The sequence below is a fragment of the Mesorhizobium sp. BHscii genome, assembly GCF_053848065.1.
On the sequence record NZ_JBSPKW010000002.1, the window covers coordinates 192,340 to 210,824 of the forward strand.

General features: G+C 62.5%; 17 protein-coding genes. 11 read left to right on the forward strand and 6 right to left on the reverse strand.

All coding sequences use genetic code 11. From position 1 onward, the window contains the following. Window positions 1–200 precede the first annotated feature (200 nt). Both ypfJ and ACWTU7_RS03740 read left to right on the forward strand, forming a co-directional pair. Complete coding sequence (gene ypfJ, locus ACWTU7_RS03735; RefSeq protein ID WP_029350136.1) at window positions 201–1,127, forward strand: KPN_02809 family neutral zinc metallopeptidase; 927 nt, start codon at window positions 201–203, stop codon at window positions 1,125–1,127. Between the two features lie 165 nt (window positions 1,128–1,292). Then, a complete protein-coding gene (locus ACWTU7_RS03740) occupies window positions 1,293–2,570 on the forward strand; it encodes a TCR/Tet family MFS transporter (RefSeq protein ID WP_455837864.1) in 1,278 nt (425 codons plus the stop codon). A 213-nt stretch (window positions 2,571–2,783) separates the two neighbouring features. Here the strand turns inward: ACWTU7_RS03740 and carA are convergent, their stop codons facing one another. Continuing rightward, window positions 2,784–3,986 (reverse strand): glutamine-hydrolyzing carbamoyl-phosphate synthase small subunit, encoded by a 1,203-nt coding sequence (gene carA / locus ACWTU7_RS03745; protein WP_455837863.1) that lies wholly within the window; start codon window positions 3,984–3,986, stop codon window positions 2,784–2,786. A gap of 281 nt (window positions 3,987–4,267) precedes the next feature. On the opposite strand from carA, the gene ACWTU7_RS03750 reads away from it, so the two are divergent. Beyond that, window positions 4,268–4,717: a GatB/YqeY domain-containing protein gene (locus ACWTU7_RS03750; protein ID WP_455837862.1), complete on the forward strand. Its 450-nt coding sequence runs from the start codon at window positions 4,268–4,270 to the stop codon at window positions 4,715–4,717. An 83-nt stretch (window positions 4,718–4,800) separates the two neighbouring features. Here ACWTU7_RS03750 and ACWTU7_RS03755 read toward each other — a convergent pair whose 3' ends face one another. After that, window positions 4,801–5,262 (reverse strand): DUF1801 domain-containing protein, encoded by a 462-nt coding sequence (locus tag ACWTU7_RS03755; RefSeq protein WP_455837861.1) that lies wholly within the window; start codon window positions 5,260–5,262, stop codon window positions 4,801–4,803. 217 nt (window positions 5,263–5,479) lie between these two features. On the opposite strand from ACWTU7_RS03755, the gene ACWTU7_RS03760 reads away from it, so the two are divergent. Beyond that, on the forward strand, window positions 5,480–6,355 hold the full coding sequence (locus tag ACWTU7_RS03760) for an arginase family protein (protein WP_455846494.1): 876 nt from the start codon (window positions 5,480–5,482) through the stop codon (window positions 6,353–6,355). A 13-nt stretch (window positions 6,356–6,368) separates the two neighbouring features. Here ACWTU7_RS03760 and ACWTU7_RS03765 read toward each other — a convergent pair whose 3' ends face one another. The 3 genes from ACWTU7_RS03765 to ACWTU7_RS03775 form a co-directional block, all read right to left on the reverse strand. Beyond that, complete coding sequence (locus ACWTU7_RS03765) at window positions 6,369–6,878, reverse strand: DUF1801 domain-containing protein (protein ID WP_455837859.1); 510 nt, start codon at window positions 6,876–6,878, stop codon at window positions 6,369–6,371. A gap of 179 nt (window positions 6,879–7,057) precedes the next feature. Continuing rightward, window positions 7,058–8,239 carry an MFS transporter gene (locus ACWTU7_RS03770; RefSeq protein ID WP_455837858.1) on the reverse strand — a complete coding sequence of 394 codons (1,182 nt, stop codon included), beginning with the start codon at window positions 8,237–8,239 and terminating at the stop codon, window positions 7,058–7,060. 159 nt (window positions 8,240–8,398) lie between these two features. Further along, a complete protein-coding gene (locus tag ACWTU7_RS03775) occupies window positions 8,399–10,063 on the reverse strand; it encodes a Na/Pi cotransporter family protein (RefSeq protein WP_455837857.1) in 1,665 nt (554 codons plus the stop codon). 391 nt (window positions 10,064–10,454) lie between these two features. Between ACWTU7_RS03775 and ACWTU7_RS03780 the strand changes: the two genes are divergently transcribed. From ACWTU7_RS03780 to ACWTU7_RS03810, 7 genes are all read left to right on the forward strand, one after another. Further along, a complete protein-coding gene (locus ACWTU7_RS03780) occupies window positions 10,455–10,820 on the forward strand; it encodes an RcnB family protein (RefSeq protein WP_455837856.1) in 366 nt (121 codons plus the stop codon). A 155-nt stretch (window positions 10,821–10,975) separates the two neighbouring features. After that, window positions 10,976–12,952 (forward strand): DNA primase, encoded by a 1,977-nt coding sequence (dnaG, locus tag ACWTU7_RS03785; protein WP_455837855.1) that lies wholly within the window; start codon window positions 10,976–10,978, stop codon window positions 12,950–12,952. Between the two features lie 371 nt (window positions 12,953–13,323). Further along, window positions 13,324–15,345 (forward strand): RNA polymerase sigma factor RpoD, encoded by a 2,022-nt coding sequence (gene rpoD, locus ACWTU7_RS03790; RefSeq protein WP_029350162.1) that lies wholly within the window; start codon window positions 13,324–13,326, stop codon window positions 15,343–15,345. A 207-nt stretch (window positions 15,346–15,552) separates the two neighbouring features. Further along, window positions 15,553–15,846 (forward strand): GYD domain-containing protein, encoded by a 294-nt coding sequence (locus ACWTU7_RS03795; protein ID WP_065009207.1) that lies wholly within the window; start codon window positions 15,553–15,555, stop codon window positions 15,844–15,846. Between the two features lie 152 nt (window positions 15,847–15,998). After that, window positions 15,999–16,379: a thiol-disulfide oxidoreductase DCC family protein gene (locus ACWTU7_RS03800; protein ID WP_455837854.1), complete on the forward strand. Its 381-nt coding sequence runs from the start codon at window positions 15,999–16,001 to the stop codon at window positions 16,377–16,379. 178 nt (window positions 16,380–16,557) lie between these two features. Further along, window positions 16,558–17,226 carry a PadR family transcriptional regulator gene (locus ACWTU7_RS03805; protein ID WP_455837853.1) on the forward strand — a complete coding sequence of 223 codons (669 nt, stop codon included), beginning with the start codon at window positions 16,558–16,560 and terminating at the stop codon, window positions 17,224–17,226. A 107-nt stretch (window positions 17,227–17,333) separates the two neighbouring features. Further along, window positions 17,334–17,627, forward strand: coding sequence for an HlyU family transcriptional regulator (locus ACWTU7_RS03810; protein WP_065009209.1), 294 nt, complete (start codon window positions 17,334–17,336; stop codon window positions 17,625–17,627). Between the two features lie 121 nt (window positions 17,628–17,748). Here the strand turns inward: ACWTU7_RS03810 and ACWTU7_RS03815 are convergent, their stop codons facing one another. Beyond that, window positions 17,749–18,384 (reverse strand): FMN-dependent NADH-azoreductase, encoded by a 636-nt coding sequence (locus ACWTU7_RS03815; RefSeq protein ID WP_455837852.1) that lies wholly within the window; start codon window positions 18,382–18,384, stop codon window positions 17,749–17,751. Window positions 18,385–18,485 lie beyond the last annotated feature (101 nt).

Consider the following 18,485-nt stretch of genomic DNA (forward strand, 5'->3'; position numbering starts at 1 on the left):
GTAACCCGCTAGGTCCAAGACAAAAAAAGCCGTCGGCAGGGCTCTCAGCCGCGGGTGTCGTGCACCGACTGACCCCAGAGCCGGCGGCCCTTCATGCGAAAAATACTGTGACTTGGCGCAACCATTGGGATAATTGTTTGTTGGGTCGGATCGGGCCATGAGATCGGCCAGGTACCGATACGTGCATCGCGAGGAGTGCCATGCTCTGGAAGGGTCGTCGTCAAAGTGACAATGTCGAAGACCAACGCGGCCAGGGTGGCGGGTTCAACCTGCCGCGCGGTGGGCCCGGCCGGTTCCGCATCCCTGTCGGCGGCCGCTCCGGCGGCGGAATGTCGCTGTCGACCATCATCATTCTCGTGGTCCTCTATTTCGGGCTGAAGGCCTTCGGCATCGATCCGCTGCAGATCCTGGCCGGCGGCGGTGGCGGCTTAGCGCCTGGCGGCGGCGGTCAGATCACCGACAACAGCGGCGGCACCGGTGCGCCGGCCTCCGACGAGATGAAGCAGTTCGTCTCGACGGTGCTGGCCGAGACCGAGGACACCTGGACCGGCATTTTCCAGGCCGAGGGCCTGACCTATGAGGATCCGAAGCTGGTGCTGTTCAGCGGCCAGATCCGCTCGGCCTGCGGCTCCGCCTCGTCTGCGGCCGGACCGTTCTACTGTCCCGGCGACCGCAAGGTCTATCTCGATACCACTTTCTTCCAGCAGCTCGACCAGCAATTCGGCGCCTCGGGCGATTTCGCCCAAGCCTATGTGATCGCGCATGAGGTCGGCCATCATGTGCAGAATCTCACCGGCATCCTGCCCAAGTTCAACCAGATGCGGCAGCAAATGGGCGAGGCCGAGGCCAACCACATGTCGGTGCAGGTCGAACTTCAGGCCGATTGCTTCGCCGGCGTCTGGGCGCATTTCACCGGGCAGAAAGGCATTCTGGAACAGGGCGACATGGAAGAGGCGCTGAACGCTGCCCAGCAGATCGGCGACGACACGCTGCAGAAGAGGATGCAGGGTTATGTCGTGCCGGAAAGCTTCAACCACGGCACCTCGCAGCAGCGGCAGACCTGGCTGGCGCGTGGCTACAGGAGCGGCAAGCTGTCGGACTGCGATACGTTCAACACTCCGATCTAAGGTGTTCGAACACTCCCGCTTAAGTTGCCACGCGCCGCGGCGGGGCACGTCAGCTGATGTCAGGAGAGGACTGCCGAGTCCGTTCTCTTATTGTTCCGTAAGACAGGCTCGCCTATAACGAGCCCGCGCCTTTGCCCCAAGGCGGTCTGAGGAGCCGACGTCATCATGATAGACCCCAAAACCGCCAGGCGGGGCCTTGCGCTCGTTTTCATCACGCTGCTGCTCGATATCATCGGCTTCGGCATCATCATGCCGGTGCTGCCGGCCTATCTCAGGGAATTGACCGGCGTTGGCATCGGCGAGGCGGCGATCGAGGGGGGCTGGCTGTTCTTCGCCTATGCGGCGATGCAGTTCGTTTTCGCACCTGTCATCGGCGGGTTGAGCGACCGGTTCGGACGGCGGCCGATCCTGCTCGCCTCCGTCTTCACCTTTGCCCTCGATAATCTGATCTGCGCTGTCGCCTGGTCCTACCCGATGCTGTTTATCGGACGCGTGCTGGCCGGCATTTCCGGCGCCAGCTATTCAACGACTTCCGCTTTCATCGCCGACATCTCGACCGATGAGAACCGGGCGAAGAACTTCGGCCTGCTCGGCATCGCCTTCGGCGTCGGCTTCGTCATCGGACCGGTTCTGGGCGGGCTGCTCGGCACGTTCGGGCCACGGGTACCGTTCTATTTCGCCGCCGCGCTTGCTTTCCTGAATTTCCTGATCGCCCTGTTTCTGTTGCCCGAAACGCTTGATAACAAGCACCGCCGCCGCTTCGAGTGGAAACGCGCGAACCCGGTCGGGACGCTCATCCAGATGCGCAACTACCAAGGCATTGGCTGGATCGGGCTTGTCTTCTTCCTGATGACGCTTGGGCATATGATGTATCCGGCGGTGTGGTCGTTCGTCTCCAATTACCGCTATGGCTGGAACGAACAGCAGATCGGTTTCTCGCTCGGCGCCTTCGGTCTGTGCGGGGCGATCGTCATGGCGACGGTCCTGCCGCGCGTGATCCCCAAACTTGGCGAGTGGAAGACGGCGGTACTCGGTCTTGCATTCACGGCACTCAGCGCCTTCGGCTACGCCTTCGCGTCGCAAGGCTGGATGATCTATGCGGTGATCGTCGTCGGCTGTCTGGAAGCCTTGGCCGATCCGCCGCTCAGAAGTCTCGCCGCCGCCAAGGTGCCGCCTTCGGCGCAGGGCGAACTCCAGGGGGCGATGACCTCGATCTTCTCGATCACGTCGATCATCACGCCGCTGCTTTATACGGCGATCTTTTCCTGGTTCACCGGTCCGGGCGCGCCCGTGGTGTTCGGCGGGGCCCCTTATCTGCTCGGCGCGGTTTTTCTCACGCTGGCGCTCATCGTCTTCGTCACGAAAGTGGCCAAGCCGACGCCGAAGGAAGTCAAACGCATGCATGCGCAAGAAGCGGTGACCGACGGGGTTGATCTTCGTTAAGAGCGAAAAAGCATGAAGGCGGCTCCATTTCCGCCGTCGCCGCCAGTCAATCCGTTTTAACGTAATTGCGGGCGCAAAGCCGATACTCACTTTTCGTGGAAAATGCTCCAATGCATGTCGCCCAAAAGTGCGCCCAGCGGTTTTGGGACAACGACATGCACAAAAACAGGAACTTAAAGAGCGTCGCAGGAATCCCTTCAGACGCGACGGGCTTTAGGCGCGCTCCGCCAGCGCCGGCTCGCCGCGCTTTTCGCGGATGAGATTGACGAAGCGGCGGAACAGATAGTGCGAATCCTGCGGGCCGGGTGAGGATTCGGGATGATGCTGGACCGAGAAGACCGGTCTTCCTGTCAGCGTGATGCCGCAATTCGAGCCGTCGAACAGCGAGACATGGGTTTCTTCGACGCCGCGCGGCAACGAGTCGGCATCGACGGCAAAGCCGTGGTTCATCGAGACGATCTCGACCTTGCCGGTGGTGTGATCCTTGACCGGATGATTGGCGCCGTGATGGCCCTGATGCATTTTGGCGGTTTTGCCGCCCAGCGCCAGCGCCAGCATCTGGTGGCCGAGGCAGATGCCGAACACCGGGATGTCGGTCTTCAGCAGGTCCTGGATGACCGGAACGGCATAGCCGCCGGTGGCTTCCGGGTCGCCGGGACCGTTGGAGAGAAAGATGCCGTCGGGCCGCATGGCGAGGATCTCCTCGGCGCCGGTGCTGGCCGGCACCACCGTGACCTTGGCGCCAAGACCGGCAAGCAGGCGCAATATGTTGCGCTTGACACCGTAGTCGATGGCGACGACATGCATGGACGGATCGGTCTGTTCGCCAAAGCCCTCGTCCCAGACCCAGGGCGTCTCGCGCCAGACCGAGGACTGGCCGGAGGTGACGTCCTTGGCCAGGTCAAGCCCGATCAGGCCGGACCAGGCGGCGGCGCGGCGCTTCAGATCGTCGATGTCGAAGATGCCGTCGGGCGCGTGCGCGATGACGGCGTTGGGCATGCCTTTTTCACGGATCAGCGCTGTCAGCGCGCGCGTGTCGATGCCCGAAAGCGCCACGATGCCACGCTTCTTCAGCCATTGGTCGAGACCAGCTGCGGCGCGATAGCTGGACGGATTGGTGACGTCGGCCTTGAACACGGCGCCGACGGCGCCGGCGCGCGCGACCGGGTTGAGATCCTCGATGTCCTCGTCATTGGTGCCGATATTGCCGATATGCGGAAAGGTGAAGGTGACGATCTGGCCGCTATAGGACGGGTCGGTGAGGATTTCCTGATAGCCTGTCAGCGCGGTGTTGAAGCAGACTTCGGCGACGGCGGAGCCGGTGGCGCCAAGGCCGCGGCCCTCGATGACGGTGCCGTCGGCCAGCACCAGCAAGGCCGTCGGCTTCTCAGGGGCCCAGGGGGCGGTCGTTGCCATGGCGACACTCCTAAAGGGCTGCGCCCTTCGATCGGTCCGACGGACCACTCTGCGCAGCAAACCGCGCGCAGCGGCGATTTCGCAGCCAGCGCGCGCAACAAAAATTCAGTTCATGCAAGGCCCAGTACATAGGGGAAGGCGCCAAGGCGGTCAATGATGCCACGCCGTACGAGCCCTGGATTTATTTCGTCGAATAATATCAGCGGTTTGCCGGGCGACGTCGAATTTGCCTTGGGCTTTCGGCACGGCTATTGTCCGCCGCATTCGAAGGAGAAAGCATCATGCGGGGCAAAATCGCCGAATCCCTGAAGAGCGCGATGAAGGCGCAGGACAAGCGCCGGCTGCCGACCTTACGGCTGATCCAGGCGGCCATTCACGATCGCGACATCGCCAATCGCGGCGCCGGCAATGAGCCGGCCAGCGACGACGAGATCCTGCAGATACTGGCCAAGATGGTGAAGCAGCGCGAGGAGTCGGCCAAGGCTTTCGACGACGGCAAACGGCCGGAGCTTGCCGCACAGGAGCGCGACGAGATGGCTATCATTCGAGACTTCCTGCCGACGCAACTGGGCCAGGCCGAGACCGAAACGGCGATCCGCGGCGCCATCGCCGAGACCGGCGCCAGCGGCGTCAAGGACATGGGCAAGGTGATGGCTGCACTAAAGGAGAAATACGCGGGCCAGATGGATTTCTCCAAGGCGAGCGGCATCGTCAAGGGACTGCTGCAGTAGGGATTTTCCCCGCTCTTGCGATGTTCATAAGGCCTCGAAGGAGGCGACCACGAGGAGCCAGCCCAGCCGGATGTGGATGATCCTCAAGCGCTCTTCGGTTTCTTCTGAGAGCGGGTGGTGGTAGCTCGCCCTGACATGTTCAGTGCCACGGCGGCGCGAATGAGCGCCTTCAATGCCTCTTCATCGATCTTGTCGCCCTCATGGATATCGATGGCGCGCCTGGTGTTGCCTTCGAGGCTGGAGTTGAAGAGGCCTGAAGGGTCCTCCAGCGAGGCGCCCTTGGCGAAGGTCATCTTCACGACATTCTTGTACGTCTCACCGGTGCAGATAATTCCGGCGTGCTCCCACACCGGAACTCCTCTCCACTTCCACTCCTCGATCACTTCGGGATCTGCCTGCTGGATGACGGTTCGGACCCAAGCGAGCATCTCGCCCCGCCAATCGCTCAGCTCGTTGATTCTCGCATCTATCAACTGAGAGGGAGTGACTCCTCCTGCCCCTTCCTTCGAGCCGCTCGTCTTCATGGCTGTTGTCGCTTTGGTCATGATACTGGGTCCAAATGGCTTTGTGCGCGTCCGGCGCCTCACGACGGGATCGATGCGGCGAGCCGTTTGCCGTTCCGGCGCGAACGCTTGGCCTATTAGGCTTCGTGCCAATGCCGGGCAACAAACTCTCAACATCGAGGAGGAACCTTCGTCCCTCCAGACCCGTTTTGCAACGAGGATCATACGAAATTGGAGCCTCGATTTGTCGGCGCGTTTGTTGAACATTATCGGCGCCGCCACCAGCGCCGGCGCCTATTCGCCGGGGCAGGAACAAGCGCCCGCGGCCTTTCGGCGGCATGGGCTCGCAGAGGCGCTCGCGAGCCGAGGCAGAACCATCAGGGATGATGGCGATGTTGCATCGTTCCGATGGCGACCGGATCCCTCGCAGCCGCAGGCTATGAACCTAGAGGCCGTGCGCCACGCCTGTGACTTGGTCGCAAGCCACGTGGCGACGGCGATCGCAGCACAGGAGGACGTGCTTGTTTTAGGCGGCGATTGTACTGTGGAGTTGGGAACGGTCGCCGGAGCGAACGCGGCCGGTGCACGGATCGGGCTCGTCTACATGGATTTCGACGCCGATCTCAACACACCTGATACGAGCGACGGCGCCTTGGACTGGACTGGTGTCGCTCATCTGCTCGATATTCCCGGATGCGAGCCTTCGCTCGCCAGGCTCGGCCCAACCCGCCCGATGCTTGTGCCTCAGCAACTCCTCTATTTCGGCGTCGAGAACATCACTCCGCCCGAAGCTGTGGTGATCAGAGATAACGCGATTAAAGTTATATCGCGTGAGGAAGCTTTGAGTGATATCGAGGCGGCGACAGCGCGCGCGGCCGACTGGGCGGCCCGCTTTGACTGTGTGCTTATTCACTTCGATGTCGATGCACTCTCCTTTGTCGATTTTCCGATTGCTGAGAATGTGCGCCGTTGCGACGGTCTCAAACTGGAGCACGCCGCCTTCGCGCTAAAGCAGTTGACCGCCCTGCCGCAATGGCGCGGCCTGACCATCACAGAAGTTAATCCGGCCCATGCGCCAGACGAGTCCGCCGCGTTCGCCCGCTTGAATGAGGTGCTTACAGACGCCCTTGGGTAATTCGCGACGCATCTCACATTCGTTCGCCGGGCAATTGGCTGGCTTGCTTCACCCAAGCGGCAAATTGAGCTTCGTCGAGCTGGTCCTCATAAACGTCGAGATAGCGCACTTCCTTGTGCTTGGACTTGCCGGGAGGAAGAGGACGCAGTGACGTGCCTCGGAAGAAGGTCACTTTGACGTAGCGGGTGAAGACATGGAACGACAGGAACCAGCCCTGGCCTTCGATGCCGTAAAATGGCGAGTTCCATTTGACTGCCTTGTGCACACCGGGGACGGTGCGCGCGATGATCGCGTCGAGACGGCGCCCGACGTCGCTTTTCCAGCCCGGCATGGCCGCGATGTAGGCCTGCACGGGAGCGTCGCCTTCAGCCTTCGCGATCTGGGGGTTGCCGCCTGCGAGGAGTGCCGGTTTCGCGGCCTTGCCGGGCTGCGGCTCCGGCGTCGCCTTGCGCGGTTTGGTCGGTTTCGCAGCGACCCGCTCGGCGGCGGCCTTCGCCGACTTCTCGGATGTGTGGTCGGCCATTGTGTTCACTCCAAGTGGTAATCGATGATACTTGATTTTAGAAAGCCGCCCCTGAAGATCAATTTCGGAATCCTATTGATCTCCGCCAAACCCACAAGCGCACAGGCAGAGGCTCCTCTCCAAAAGGCGGACGTCGCGGAAAGCCTGCGCTACCGGATCGATTTGTGGAGTCTGCCCGTCTATTCGGCTGCAGCCGGCAGCGGCGGCGTGGTGTTGCGGCGCCACTCCTGGAGATGCGAGGCAAGCGCGACCGCCACGGCGACCAGCATGGCCATGGCGCCAACCACCGGCAGGCTGCGATAGCCATAACCGGCATTGAGCATAGCGGCACCGAGCGAGGCGGCCAGCGCGATGCCGACATTGAAGCCGGCCGGGATGAGCGATGAGGCGAGATTGGAGGCATCCGCCGTCCACGTCAGGATACGGGTCTGGATCGGCGTGCCGATGGCGAAGCTGAGTCCGCCCCAGACAGTGATCGCCACGACCATCGGCACCGGGTACGGGCTGACGGCGTAAATGACGGCAAGTGTCACCGCCTGCATGAAAAGCATGGTGATGAGCGAGGGCATCAGTTTCCAGTCGGCGAGCCGCCCGCCAAGAAAGACGCCGATCGTCGCGCCGACGCCGTTGAGCAGGAGCACCCAGGGCACGAGGTCCTCATCGAGGCCGGTGATTTCAAACAGCGTCGGCGTGATGTAGGTGAAGAGGCCGAACTGACCGATCATCAGCATCAGCATGAGGATCAGCGACGTCCAGACCTGCTGGCGTGCGAGCACGCGAACCTCGCTGCCGAAACTGACGGACTGGCGCGACGATCCCGTCTTGCGTGGGAGGAGGGCGGCCATGGCGGCGATGGAAACCACACCAAGCGCGCACATCACCCAGAACGTCGCACGCCACCCCCAGATGTTGCCGATCGCCGTGCCGGCCGGCACGCCGATGACATTGGAGACCGTGAGGCCCGACAGGATGAGCGCAACGGCCATTCCGCGCTGGTCGTGGCGGACCAGGCCGACCGCGACCACCATCGCGACGCCGAAATAGGCGCCGTGCGCCACGGCCACCGCAATCCGCAACAGCAACATGGACGCGAAGTTGGGTGCAAGTGCGCAAGCGGCCTGGCCAATGGTGAAGGCTGCGGCAAGGCCAAGCAGCAAGGCCTTGCGCGAAATCGTCTTGGTGGCGAGCGTCAATAGCGGTCCGCCGATTGCGATGCCGCCGGCGTAGCCGGAGACGAGGTAGCCGGCAGTTGGGATGGAGACGCCAAGGCCATCCGCCACCTGCGGCAGCACACCGGCGATGACGAACTCGGTGGTGCCGAATGCGAACGCAGCGATGAACAGGGCGATGAGGGGAAGCATGGCGCTGGAAGGCGATCCTTGAATGAGATGGCCTCAAATCACGAACGAGAGCGGCGAGCAATCCAGAAATTGTCGACGCCGGTTTAGGTTTTCTTGATCGGGCTGGCGCGACGGTTTTTCCTTCTCCCTTTGTTGTGGGAGAAGGACAAGGCTCCGGGATCACCCGGCCTTCAACCGCGAGCCGGTGAGCAGGCCGCGCTCCTCGAGCACGGGATAAGCCATCGAGGCGAGCAGCGAGTTGATCTGCTTCAGGTCGCGGATGGTGTCGAGATGGATGGAACTGGTCTCGACGCTCTTGGCGGTGCCGTCGCGCAGCCGCACGAAGTGGCTGGCGCTGGTCTCCTTCTCGCGGTCGCGCAGCCGGTCCTTTTCGAGCACCAGCTGGCGGGCGGTCTCCGGATCGCGCGAGACCAGCACGTTGAAGGCAAGCCGTGCGTTGGCGAGCACCGAGGCGTGGAAGGCGCAAAGCTCACGCCAGCCCTCGGGCGTGAACTCCAGCCCGCGCTCGAGCTTCTTCCTGACATGCACCAGCATGTTGCGCACGATGATGTCGCCGACCTGCTCGAGCTTGACGCAGGCGCCGATCAGCTCCTGGCAGCGCAGCGCCTCGTCCTCGCTCAGCGGGTTCTTCGTGACCTTGGCCAGATAGAGCTTTATCGCTGCGTGCTTCTTGTCGACGCGGTCGTCGAGCGCGGCCAGCGCCTTGATCTTGTCGGCGTCGGCGGTCTCATAGAGCTCGATGATGCGCTTCAGCATGATCTCGACCGTCTCGCAGACCCGCACCACCTCACGGGTGGCGTTGGCCAGCGCCTGGCTCGGCACATCCAGCGCGCTGTCGTTGAGCGCGGACAGCTCGACGACGTCGAGCGCTTCGCCCGGCGCCGGTTTGGTGCCGAGCGCCACGATCTTTTCCGAAGCGCGGTAGACGAGACCGGCCAGTGGCAGGCCGGCAACCAGGATCAGGATGTTGAACAAGATGTGTGCGTTGACGATCTGGTCGGGCACGGTGGCGCCGAGAAAGGCGACCGGCGGCTTCAACCACAGGAACAGGATCAGCATGGCCAGAGAGCCCATCCCGCGCATCAGGAGATTGCCGATCGGTACGACACGCACGCCCGGCTCCGCATTGCGGGTGAGCAGGGGCGCGATGATCGACGACCCCAGATTGACGCCGAGCACCAGCACGATGCCGAGTTCGGGCGGGATGAAGCCACGGCCGGCGAGCGTCACCATCAGCAGCACCGCGGCGATCGAGGAATGAAACAGCCAGGTGACCAGCGCCGCCAGCAGATAGGCGGTGACCGGGTCGCCGGAGAAGTAATCGACGACGACCGGCATCAGCGTGCTCTGGCGCAGCGGCTCCGATGCCTGGCCGATCATCTCCAGCGACAATACCAGCAGGCCGATGCCGACCAGGATGCGGCCGAACTGGCGCCAGTCGCGCCGCTCGGTGGCCATGAACATGACGGTGCCGGCGACAAGACAGACCGGCACCAGCAGCGACAGGTCGAAGGTGAGCAACTTGACCACCAGTGCCGAGCCGATCTCGGCGCCGCGCACGGCAAGCTGGCCCGATATGCCGCTGACGATGCCGGCGCCGGCAAAGGAGCCGACCAGCAAGGTGACGGCGGTGGAGCTTTGCAGCGCGATCGCCAGGCCGCAGCCGGCCAGAACCGCCATGAAAGGATTGCGCATGGTCGCGCGCAGCTTGTGGCGCAGCACATCGCCATAGGCGCGCTCGACACCTGTCTTCGCCAAGCGGGTGGCAAACAGCATCAGCGCCACCGCGCCGGCAAGATGCAGCAAAACGACCGAACCGCTCATGTCAGGCTCGCATTCCGACAGGCGACAGCGATACGGGCGCCGTGACGGCACAGGAGTAAAAGAGGGGGCGAATCAAGGACATTGCAAGGGTCGATACTATTCCCATTACTTTTAGCCGGATAATAAATTTTGCCCAATTCGGCCGGCTGTTGGTGCGCGACAGGGTGTGTCGGAAATGGATGGATCGCAAAATGGTTGCATTGCCGGCCGGCTTCTGGATGGTCGCGCGGTCGAGGGCCGACGACCCCTTCAAATCCGGTTTGAGCTGAGTGTTGAATTAGCTATCTTAAATACCTGAAATCATTACAGAAACGTAATCCGCGTGTTCAGTTTCGGTTCATTCTTCGGGCTCTATTGCTTGGGCATCGGCAACCAAAGGAGTAACCCCGTGATGAAACGCATCATTCTTTCCGCAGTCGCCCTCTCCATGCTGGCTGCCACGTCCCTGCAGGGCCAGGCAGCGCCGCTGAACGCGCCGAATGCACCCCGGTCGAACTACAGCCAGGTCGACTGGAAGAAGCCGGACAGCCACGTGAAGAAGCGCGTCGTGGTGAAGAAGAAAGTCGTGGTGAAGAGGAACCATTGGCGCAATGGCCAGAAATATTCCAGCTGGAAGCGCCACCAGCCGATCCGCGACTATCGCCACTATGGCCTGCGTCGTCCGAGCCGTGGCCAGGAATGGATCCGTGTCGGCAACGACTATCTCTTGGTCGGCGTCGTCTCCGGCATCATCTTCGGCGCGATCGCCGCGCACTGATCGTCCAAATGTCCACCGGCACTATGCCGGAATAGGAAAGAAGGCGGCCCGGAGCGGTCGTCTTCTTTTGCCCTGTGAAAACCGGGTATGGTCCGCATTAGGAGTCGTCGGGTTTCGCCGGTGTGATTATATGGAGGACAAACGAGCCGTTCCCGATGCGCTTTCCCCCTGCCTTCCTCGACGAGATACGCGACCGCGTGCCGATTTCATCGGTGATCGGCCAGCGCGTGGCGTGGGATAGGAAGAAGACCAACGCGCCGCGCGGCGACTATTGGGCGTGCTGCCCCTTCCATGGCGAGAAGAGCCCGTCCTTCCATTGCGAGGACAAGAAGGGCCGCTATCATTGCTTCGGCTGCTCGGTTTCGGGCGACCACTTCAAGTTCCTCACCGAACTCGACGGGATGAGCTTTCCCGAAGCGGTCGAGAAGATCGCCGACATGGCCGGCGTGCCGATGCCGGTGCGCGATGCCCAGGAGGAACGGCGCGAAAAGGAACGCGCCAGCCTGACCGAAATCATGGAAATGGCGACTGCCTTCTTCCAGGAGCGGCTGCAGGGACCGGAAGGCGCAAAAGCCCGGGCCTATCTGCGCGACCGCGGGCTGACACCGGCGACGCAGCAGTCGTTCCGGCTCGGCTATGCGCCCGACAGCCGCAACGCGCTGAAGGAGCATCTTGCCGCCAAGGGCGTGCCCAAGGCCGATATCGAGGCATGCGGGCTGGTGCGCCATGGCGACGACGTCCCGGTCTCCTACGACTGGTTCCGCGACCGCATCATGTTCCCCATCCCGGATTCCAGAGGCAAGATAATCGCCTTTGGCGGGCGGGCGCTGGCCGCCGATGCGCTCGCCAAATACATGAATTCGCCCGACACCGAGCTCTTCCACAAGGGCAATGTGCTCTACAATTTCGCCCGTGCGCGCCAAGCGCTGGGAAAGGGGGCGCTGGCCAAGGGTGGCACGGTCATCGCCGTCGAGGGCTATATGGACGTGATCGCGCTGGCGCAGGCCGGTTTCGAGAATGTCGTGGCGCCGCTCGGCACCGCGCTGACCGAAAATCAGCTCGAACTCCTGTGGCGGATGGCCGGCGAGCCGGTGCTGTGCTTCGACGGCGACCAGGCCGGACTGAAGGCGGCATGGCGCGCCGCCGACATGGCGCTGCCGGCGGTTCAGGCAGGCCGCTCGGTGCGCTTTGCGCTTCTGCCAGAAGGCAAGGACCCCGACGATCTGGTCAAGGCCGACGGGCCGGACGCGTTTCGCGCAGTGCTTTCCGAGGCGCGGCCGCTCGCGGACCTTTTGTGGGTGCGCGAAACGGCCGGCGGCGTCTTCGACACGCCGGAGCGGCGGGCGGAACTGGAAAAGACGCTGCGCGAACTGACCAGCCGCATCCGTGACGAGAGCTTGCGCTACCACTACCAACAGGAAATGCGCGAGCGGGTGCTAAGCTTTTTCGGCACCCAGCGCAGCGCGCGACAAGGCTATCAAGGCGGGCGCCAAGATGCGCGGCCCGGCGGGCGCTTTCAGGGCAAGGGCTCCGCTCCTGGCGGACAGTTCGCACGCGGCGGCAATGCCGGCGGACGCACCGCGATCACCGAAAGCCTCGGCCGCTCGGCGCTGGTCAAGCGCGGCAGTGAGGGGATGTCGGTGCGCGAGGCGACGATCATCGCAGCTCTTGTCAATCATCCGGCGCTGATCGACGAGAATTTCGAACATGTCGAGTTCCTCGACCTCGCCAATACCGATCTGAAGCGGCTGCATGCGGCGATCCTCGATGCGATGGCGCATGACATGGCCAACGACCGCGACGCGGTGATCGCGACGATCGAACGGGCCGGCTGCGGCGAGATCTGGGCGCGCGTGGTGGCGCTGATCAAACGGGCTCGGCAGTGGCCGGCGCTGGAAACAGCCGGACTTGACGATGCCCGCGACGCCTTCAGCCAGGCGCTCCACTTGCAGCGCAGCGCGCGCACCTTACATAAGGAGCTGAAACAGGCGGAAGCGGCGCTCGCCAGCGATCCCACAGACGAAAACTACCGGCATCTCGTCGAGATCCAGGCGCAATTTCGTGATGTGCAAGCAACGGAAGCGCTGATCGAAGGGTTCGGCGTGTCTTCGGGCAGGGCCGGGCGGGTGTAGGTCGAAGCTTACGAAAGAGTGAAAGTGCAGAACCGTCCTTGCGCGTCGAATCAGCCGCGGCGCTTTAAGTCGGGTAATTGATTCGCTTTTTTCATGCGAATCATGCGAGAGGCGCTTGACCTTCTGGCAGAATGACGGAATCAGGACGATTCGAAACGTTAACCCGTGCCGGCGTCGACGGGAAATGCAGCGATGTGAGGTACCGGTCACTGGACAGGCAGTCAGCCTGCCACAGATACCAGGGTTAATCTGGACTTAACGAGAGATGCAGTTACTGGCCCGGGGAAGCGCGTTCTAGAGCGAGCGCATCTGATTTAACCGGTACGGCAGCTTACGCGGCTTGATACTTGGCCGCTTGGAGAAAATTAAGAATGGCGACAAAAGAAAAGGAAGAGGTCGAGACCGAACGTGAAGGCGCCACCGATGGCCCTCTGCTCGACCTTTCCGACGATGCTGTCAAGAAGATGATCAAAGCCGCCAAGAAGCGCGGCTATGTCACCATGGACGAACTGAATTCGGTGCTGCCCTCGGAGGAAGTGACCTCCGAGCAGATCGAGGACACGATGGCCATGCTCTCCGACATGGGCATCAACGTTGTTGAGGACGACGAGCAGGGCGAGGAGCCCGAAGCCGCCGACGCGGCTGCCGACGCCGAGGAAGACGCCAACGAACTGGCCGAGCAGACCGGTACCGCCGTTGCCGCGACGACCACCAAGAAAGAGCCGACCGATCGCACCGACGATCCGGTTCGCATGTATCTGCGCGAAATGGGCTCGGTCGAGCTTCTGTCGCGCGAGGGCGAAATCGCGATTGCCAAGCGCATCGAGGCCGGCCGCGAGACGATGATCGCGGGCCTGTGCGAAAGCCCGCTGACCTTCCAGGCCATCATCATCTGGCGTGACGAGCTCAACGAATCGAAGATCCTCTTGCGCGAGATCATCGACCTCGAAGCGACCTATGCCGGACCGGAGGCCAAGCAGGCGCCGGTGGTCGAGCGGATCGAGGAAGCCAAAACCGAGGACAAGCCGCGCCGTTCGCGCGAGGACGAGGACGACATCACCAATGTCGGCGGCGACACGCGCGGTCTGACTGATGACGACGAGGAAGACGAGGACGAAGCCAGCCTGTCGCTGGCGGCGATGGAAGCGGAGCTGCGCCCGCAGGTGATGGAGACGCTCGACGTCATCGCCGACACCTACAAGAAGTTGCGCAAGCTGCAGGACCAGCAGGTCGAGAACCGGCTGGCTGCCGCCGGCACGCTGTCGCCCAGCCAGGACCGCCGGCTGAAGGAGCTGAAGGATCAGCTGATCAAGGCGGTGAAGTCGCTATCCCTTAACACGGCGCGCATCGAGGCGTTGGTCGAGCAGCTCTACGACATCAACAAGCGCCTGGTGCAGAACGAGGGCAAGCTGTTGCGGCTGGCCGAAAGCTATGGCGTGCGCCGCGAGGAATTCCTGAAGGAATACCAGGGCTCGGAACTCGATCCCAACTGGACGCGCTCGATCGGCAATCTGACCTCGCGCGGCTGGAAGGAATTCACCAAGAACGAAAAGGACGCGATCCGCGACCTGCGCGCCGAGATCCAGAACCTCGCCACCGAGACGGCGATCTCGATTCTCGAATTCCGCAAGATCGTCAACCAGGTGCAGAAGGGCGAGCGCGAAGCCGCCATCGCCAAGAAGGAAATGGTCGAGGCCAATCTGCGCCTCGTCATTTCCATCGCCAAGAAATACACCAATCGCGGCCTGCAGTTCCTCGATCTGATCCAGGAAGGCAATATCGGCCTGATGAAGGCGGTCGACAAATTCGAATACCGTCGCGGCTATAAGTTCTCGACCTATGCGACGTGGTGGATCCGGCAAGCGATCACCCGCTCGATCGCCGACCAGGCGCGCACCATCCGCATTCCGGTGCACATGATTGAGACGATCAACAAGATCGTACGCACCTCGCGCCAGATGCTGCACGAGATCGGCCGCGAGCCGACGCCGGAAGAATTGGCGGAAAAGCTCGCCATGCCGCTGGAAAAAGTGCGCAAGGTGCTGAAGATTGCCAAGGAGCCGATTTCGCTCGAAACGCCGGTTGGCGACGAGGAGGATTCACATCTCGGCGATTTCATCGAGGACAAGATGGCGATCCTGCCGATCGACGCGGCGATCCAGGCCAACCTGCGCGAGACGACGACGCGGGTGCTTGCTTCGCTCACCCCGCGTGAAGAGCGCGTGCTCAGAATGCGCTTCGGCATCGGCATGAACACCGACCACACGCTGGAGGAAGTCGGTCAGCAGTTCTCGGTCACCCGCGAACGCATCCGCCAGATCGAAGCCAAGGCGTTGCGCAAGCTCAAGCATCCCAGCCGCTCGCGCAAGCTGCGGAGCTTCCTTGATAGCTAATGCCGGGTGACGGATAAGCAATTTAAAGGGCGCTGCGGCGCCCTTTTTCGTTCGTGCCAGGAATTGTCTCGCCAGACGGTGCGGTTGTTGTTGCAGCACACCTGCTGTGGGAGGATAATCTCGTGTCGGATGCATTTTCTGGGCGACAAACCCGGATGCCCGCCCCGGCAGTGACGCCGTGCTCCGAGGCCCCGGAGGGAGGTGTGCATGACAAACTATATCGTGCTGATCAACTGGACGGAGCAGGGCGCCAAAAATGTGCGCGAGTCGCCGAAGCGGCTCGATGCCGCCAAGAAGCTGCTGGGAGACATGGGTGGCTCGTTCAAGGCGTTTTATCTCACCATGGGCGAATGCGATATGGTGGCGATCGTCGAAGCGCCCGACGATGCGGTGCTCGCTCGTTTCTCGCTGATGCTGGCGACAGGCGGCAATGTGAGGACGCGGACGCTCAAGGCTTTCCCGGAACTGGCCTATCGCGAGATCATCGCCTCGCTCGGCTGAGGCGTTGCGCGGCTACAGATCCGCGCAAGCTGCCGAGCCCGGCACGGTCAGGCGCCGCTTGGCGGCGCCCGGCCAGTCTGGTCCGAAATGTTGCGGGGCGAAGGTACTTCCCGGATACTCCGCGCAGCACCTCAGCTCGCGTCTCTAAACACATGCCCAAGCCTCTGCTGACCATCTGGTACAACACCCGCTGTCCGGTTTGCGATGCCGGCATCAGCCGGCAGAAGCGGCGGCTGATCGAGGCGATCAAGACCGGGCGGATCGCGTTTCGCGACATCAATGCCGAACCGGCGGCACTGGCCGGATACGGCGTGTCGCTGGAGGACATCCGCCGCCGGCTGCACGCAACCGATGCGGATGGCAAACTGCTGGTCGGCGCCGACGTCGTAATTGCCGTCTGGCTGAAAACACCGGGCGAGGGCTGGCTGGCAGCGCTGTTCGGCAACCGCACCGTGCTGCCGTTGACGCGCTATGCCTATGATCGCTTCGCCGATCTTCTCTATGCCTGGAACCGGCGAAAGGGCCGCTCGTAAGCGGCAGAGACAACCGCCCCGGGCCTTTTGGGACTCCGGAGAGGTTCAGCCACTGCCTTAGCCGCAAACGCGCTCTTTCAGTCCCGGGCATTACGTTACATCGTAAGATATATCTTGACTCAATCACCTCGCCTGCCTAAATAAGATATATCGTAAGACATAACTCGAGGAGCAGACGATGCACGGACATCATCATTTCGGCGAGCATGCCGAGCGCGCTTTCATGCATATGGCCGGTAAGTTCGGTGGTCGTGGCGGCGGCTTCGGCCCATTCGGCCACGGCATGAGGGGCGGCGGGCGCGGCGGGCCGGGCGACATGTTCCGCGCCGGGCGTATGCTGGCCGACGGCGATCTCAAGCTGATCACGCTGTCGCTGTTGGCCGAGGCGCCGCGCCACGGCTACGACATCATCAAGGCGCTGGAGGAGCGCACCAGCGGCGTCTACAGCCCGAGCCCAGGCGTGGTCTATCCGACGCTGACCTTCCTGGAAGAGGCCGGCTATGCCGTCTCGTCGGCGGAAGGCAACAAAAAGGTGTTTTCGATTACCGAGGCAGGCCAGACGCATCTCAATGACAATCGAGAGATGATCGACCATGTGCTCGACCATCTCGAGCGTTTCGGCCGCAAGATGGCAAGGGCGCGCGATTGGTTCGGCTGGAACGAGGACGAGGATGGCGGACGTCGCGGCCGCGGCCGTTCGGAAAAGCGCAACGAATTCCGCGCCGTGCGCCAGCGGCTGCGCGCAGCCCTCGGCGACATCGTCGACGCGCCCGCTGAAAAACAGGCCGAGGCGATTGCGATATTGGAAGGAGCCGCCGAAGCCCTCGAAGCGCTGTCGCGCAGCTGACTTCCGAGGCCGGATGCGGCCCTTGCCCGTTTGCCTAAGGACCGCTAGTGAAATCATCCTGCACCACGCTATGTGATGCAGGATGATTGCCGTTGGAGGGCGCTCCCATGTCTTTTCTGAAACGTCTTTTCGGCGGTGGCGGCGGTGACGCGGGCGAACCAAAGAGTGCTGCACCGGCAAAGCAGATCGAGCACAAGGGATTTTTGATCAGCGCCACGCCCTACAAGGCGGAAGGCCAATACCAGACCTGCGGCGTAGTTTCTAAGGAGATCGACGGCGTGATGAAGGAGCACAAATTCATCCGCGCCGACCGTTTTGCCGGGCTCGACGACGCCGTCGACATCTCGATCAAGAAGGGCATCCAACTCGTCGACGAGCAGGGCGAGAAGATGTTCGGGTAGCGTCGGGAATGGCAATGTCGCGCGACTTCGGAGCGACGTAAAGCTGCAGGCATCAGGCAAGTGCAAAAAGGCAGGCGCCCGGCGCCTGCCTTTTTCGGTTCTGATACTAGTTGTTCGCGCTCTACGCGGCAGCGGCAACCGTTGCGGCCGTGGCCACCGCCGCATCCACCTTGGCTGACGCCTTGGCCAGAGCGGCCGAGACGGCCTCGGGGCCCATGCCGACGCCCTCGATGCGGATGACTTCGACGTCGGTCATGCCAATGAAGCCAAGCACGCTGCGCAGATAAGGGATGGCGTGGTCCATCTGCACGGCAGCGCCTTCCGAATAGATGCCGCCCGAGGCGAGGACGATGTAGACCTTCTTGCCGGTGACCAGGCCCTTCGGGCCATTCTCGCCATAAGCGAAGGTCTTGCCGGAGCGGGCGACGTGATCGACCCAGGATTTCAGGGTCGACGAGATGCCGAAATTGATAAAGCCGGTGGCGAGGATGATGGTGTCGGCGGCGAACAACTCGTCGAGCACGGCGTCGGACACGCCGACGACCTCTGCCTGGCGCGGGGTACGGGATTCAGCCGGCGTGTAGATGCCGGCTGAATAGTCCGGGTCGATGTGCGGCAGCGGGTTGGCGACGAGGTCACGCAGGACAAGCTTGGCCGACGGATCGGCGGCAACGAGCTTCTCGGCGAATTCGGTGGCGATGCGGGTCGAGTGCGAGGCGTTGCCACGCGGGCTCGAGGTGACAAGAAGAATGGACATGGCGGGCTCTCCAGGGTTGGATGAAATTGTCCCGCCAGATATGAGGTCACCGACCCATTTGAAAAACTGGTAAATTTTCTATACGATCCATCCAAGCATTA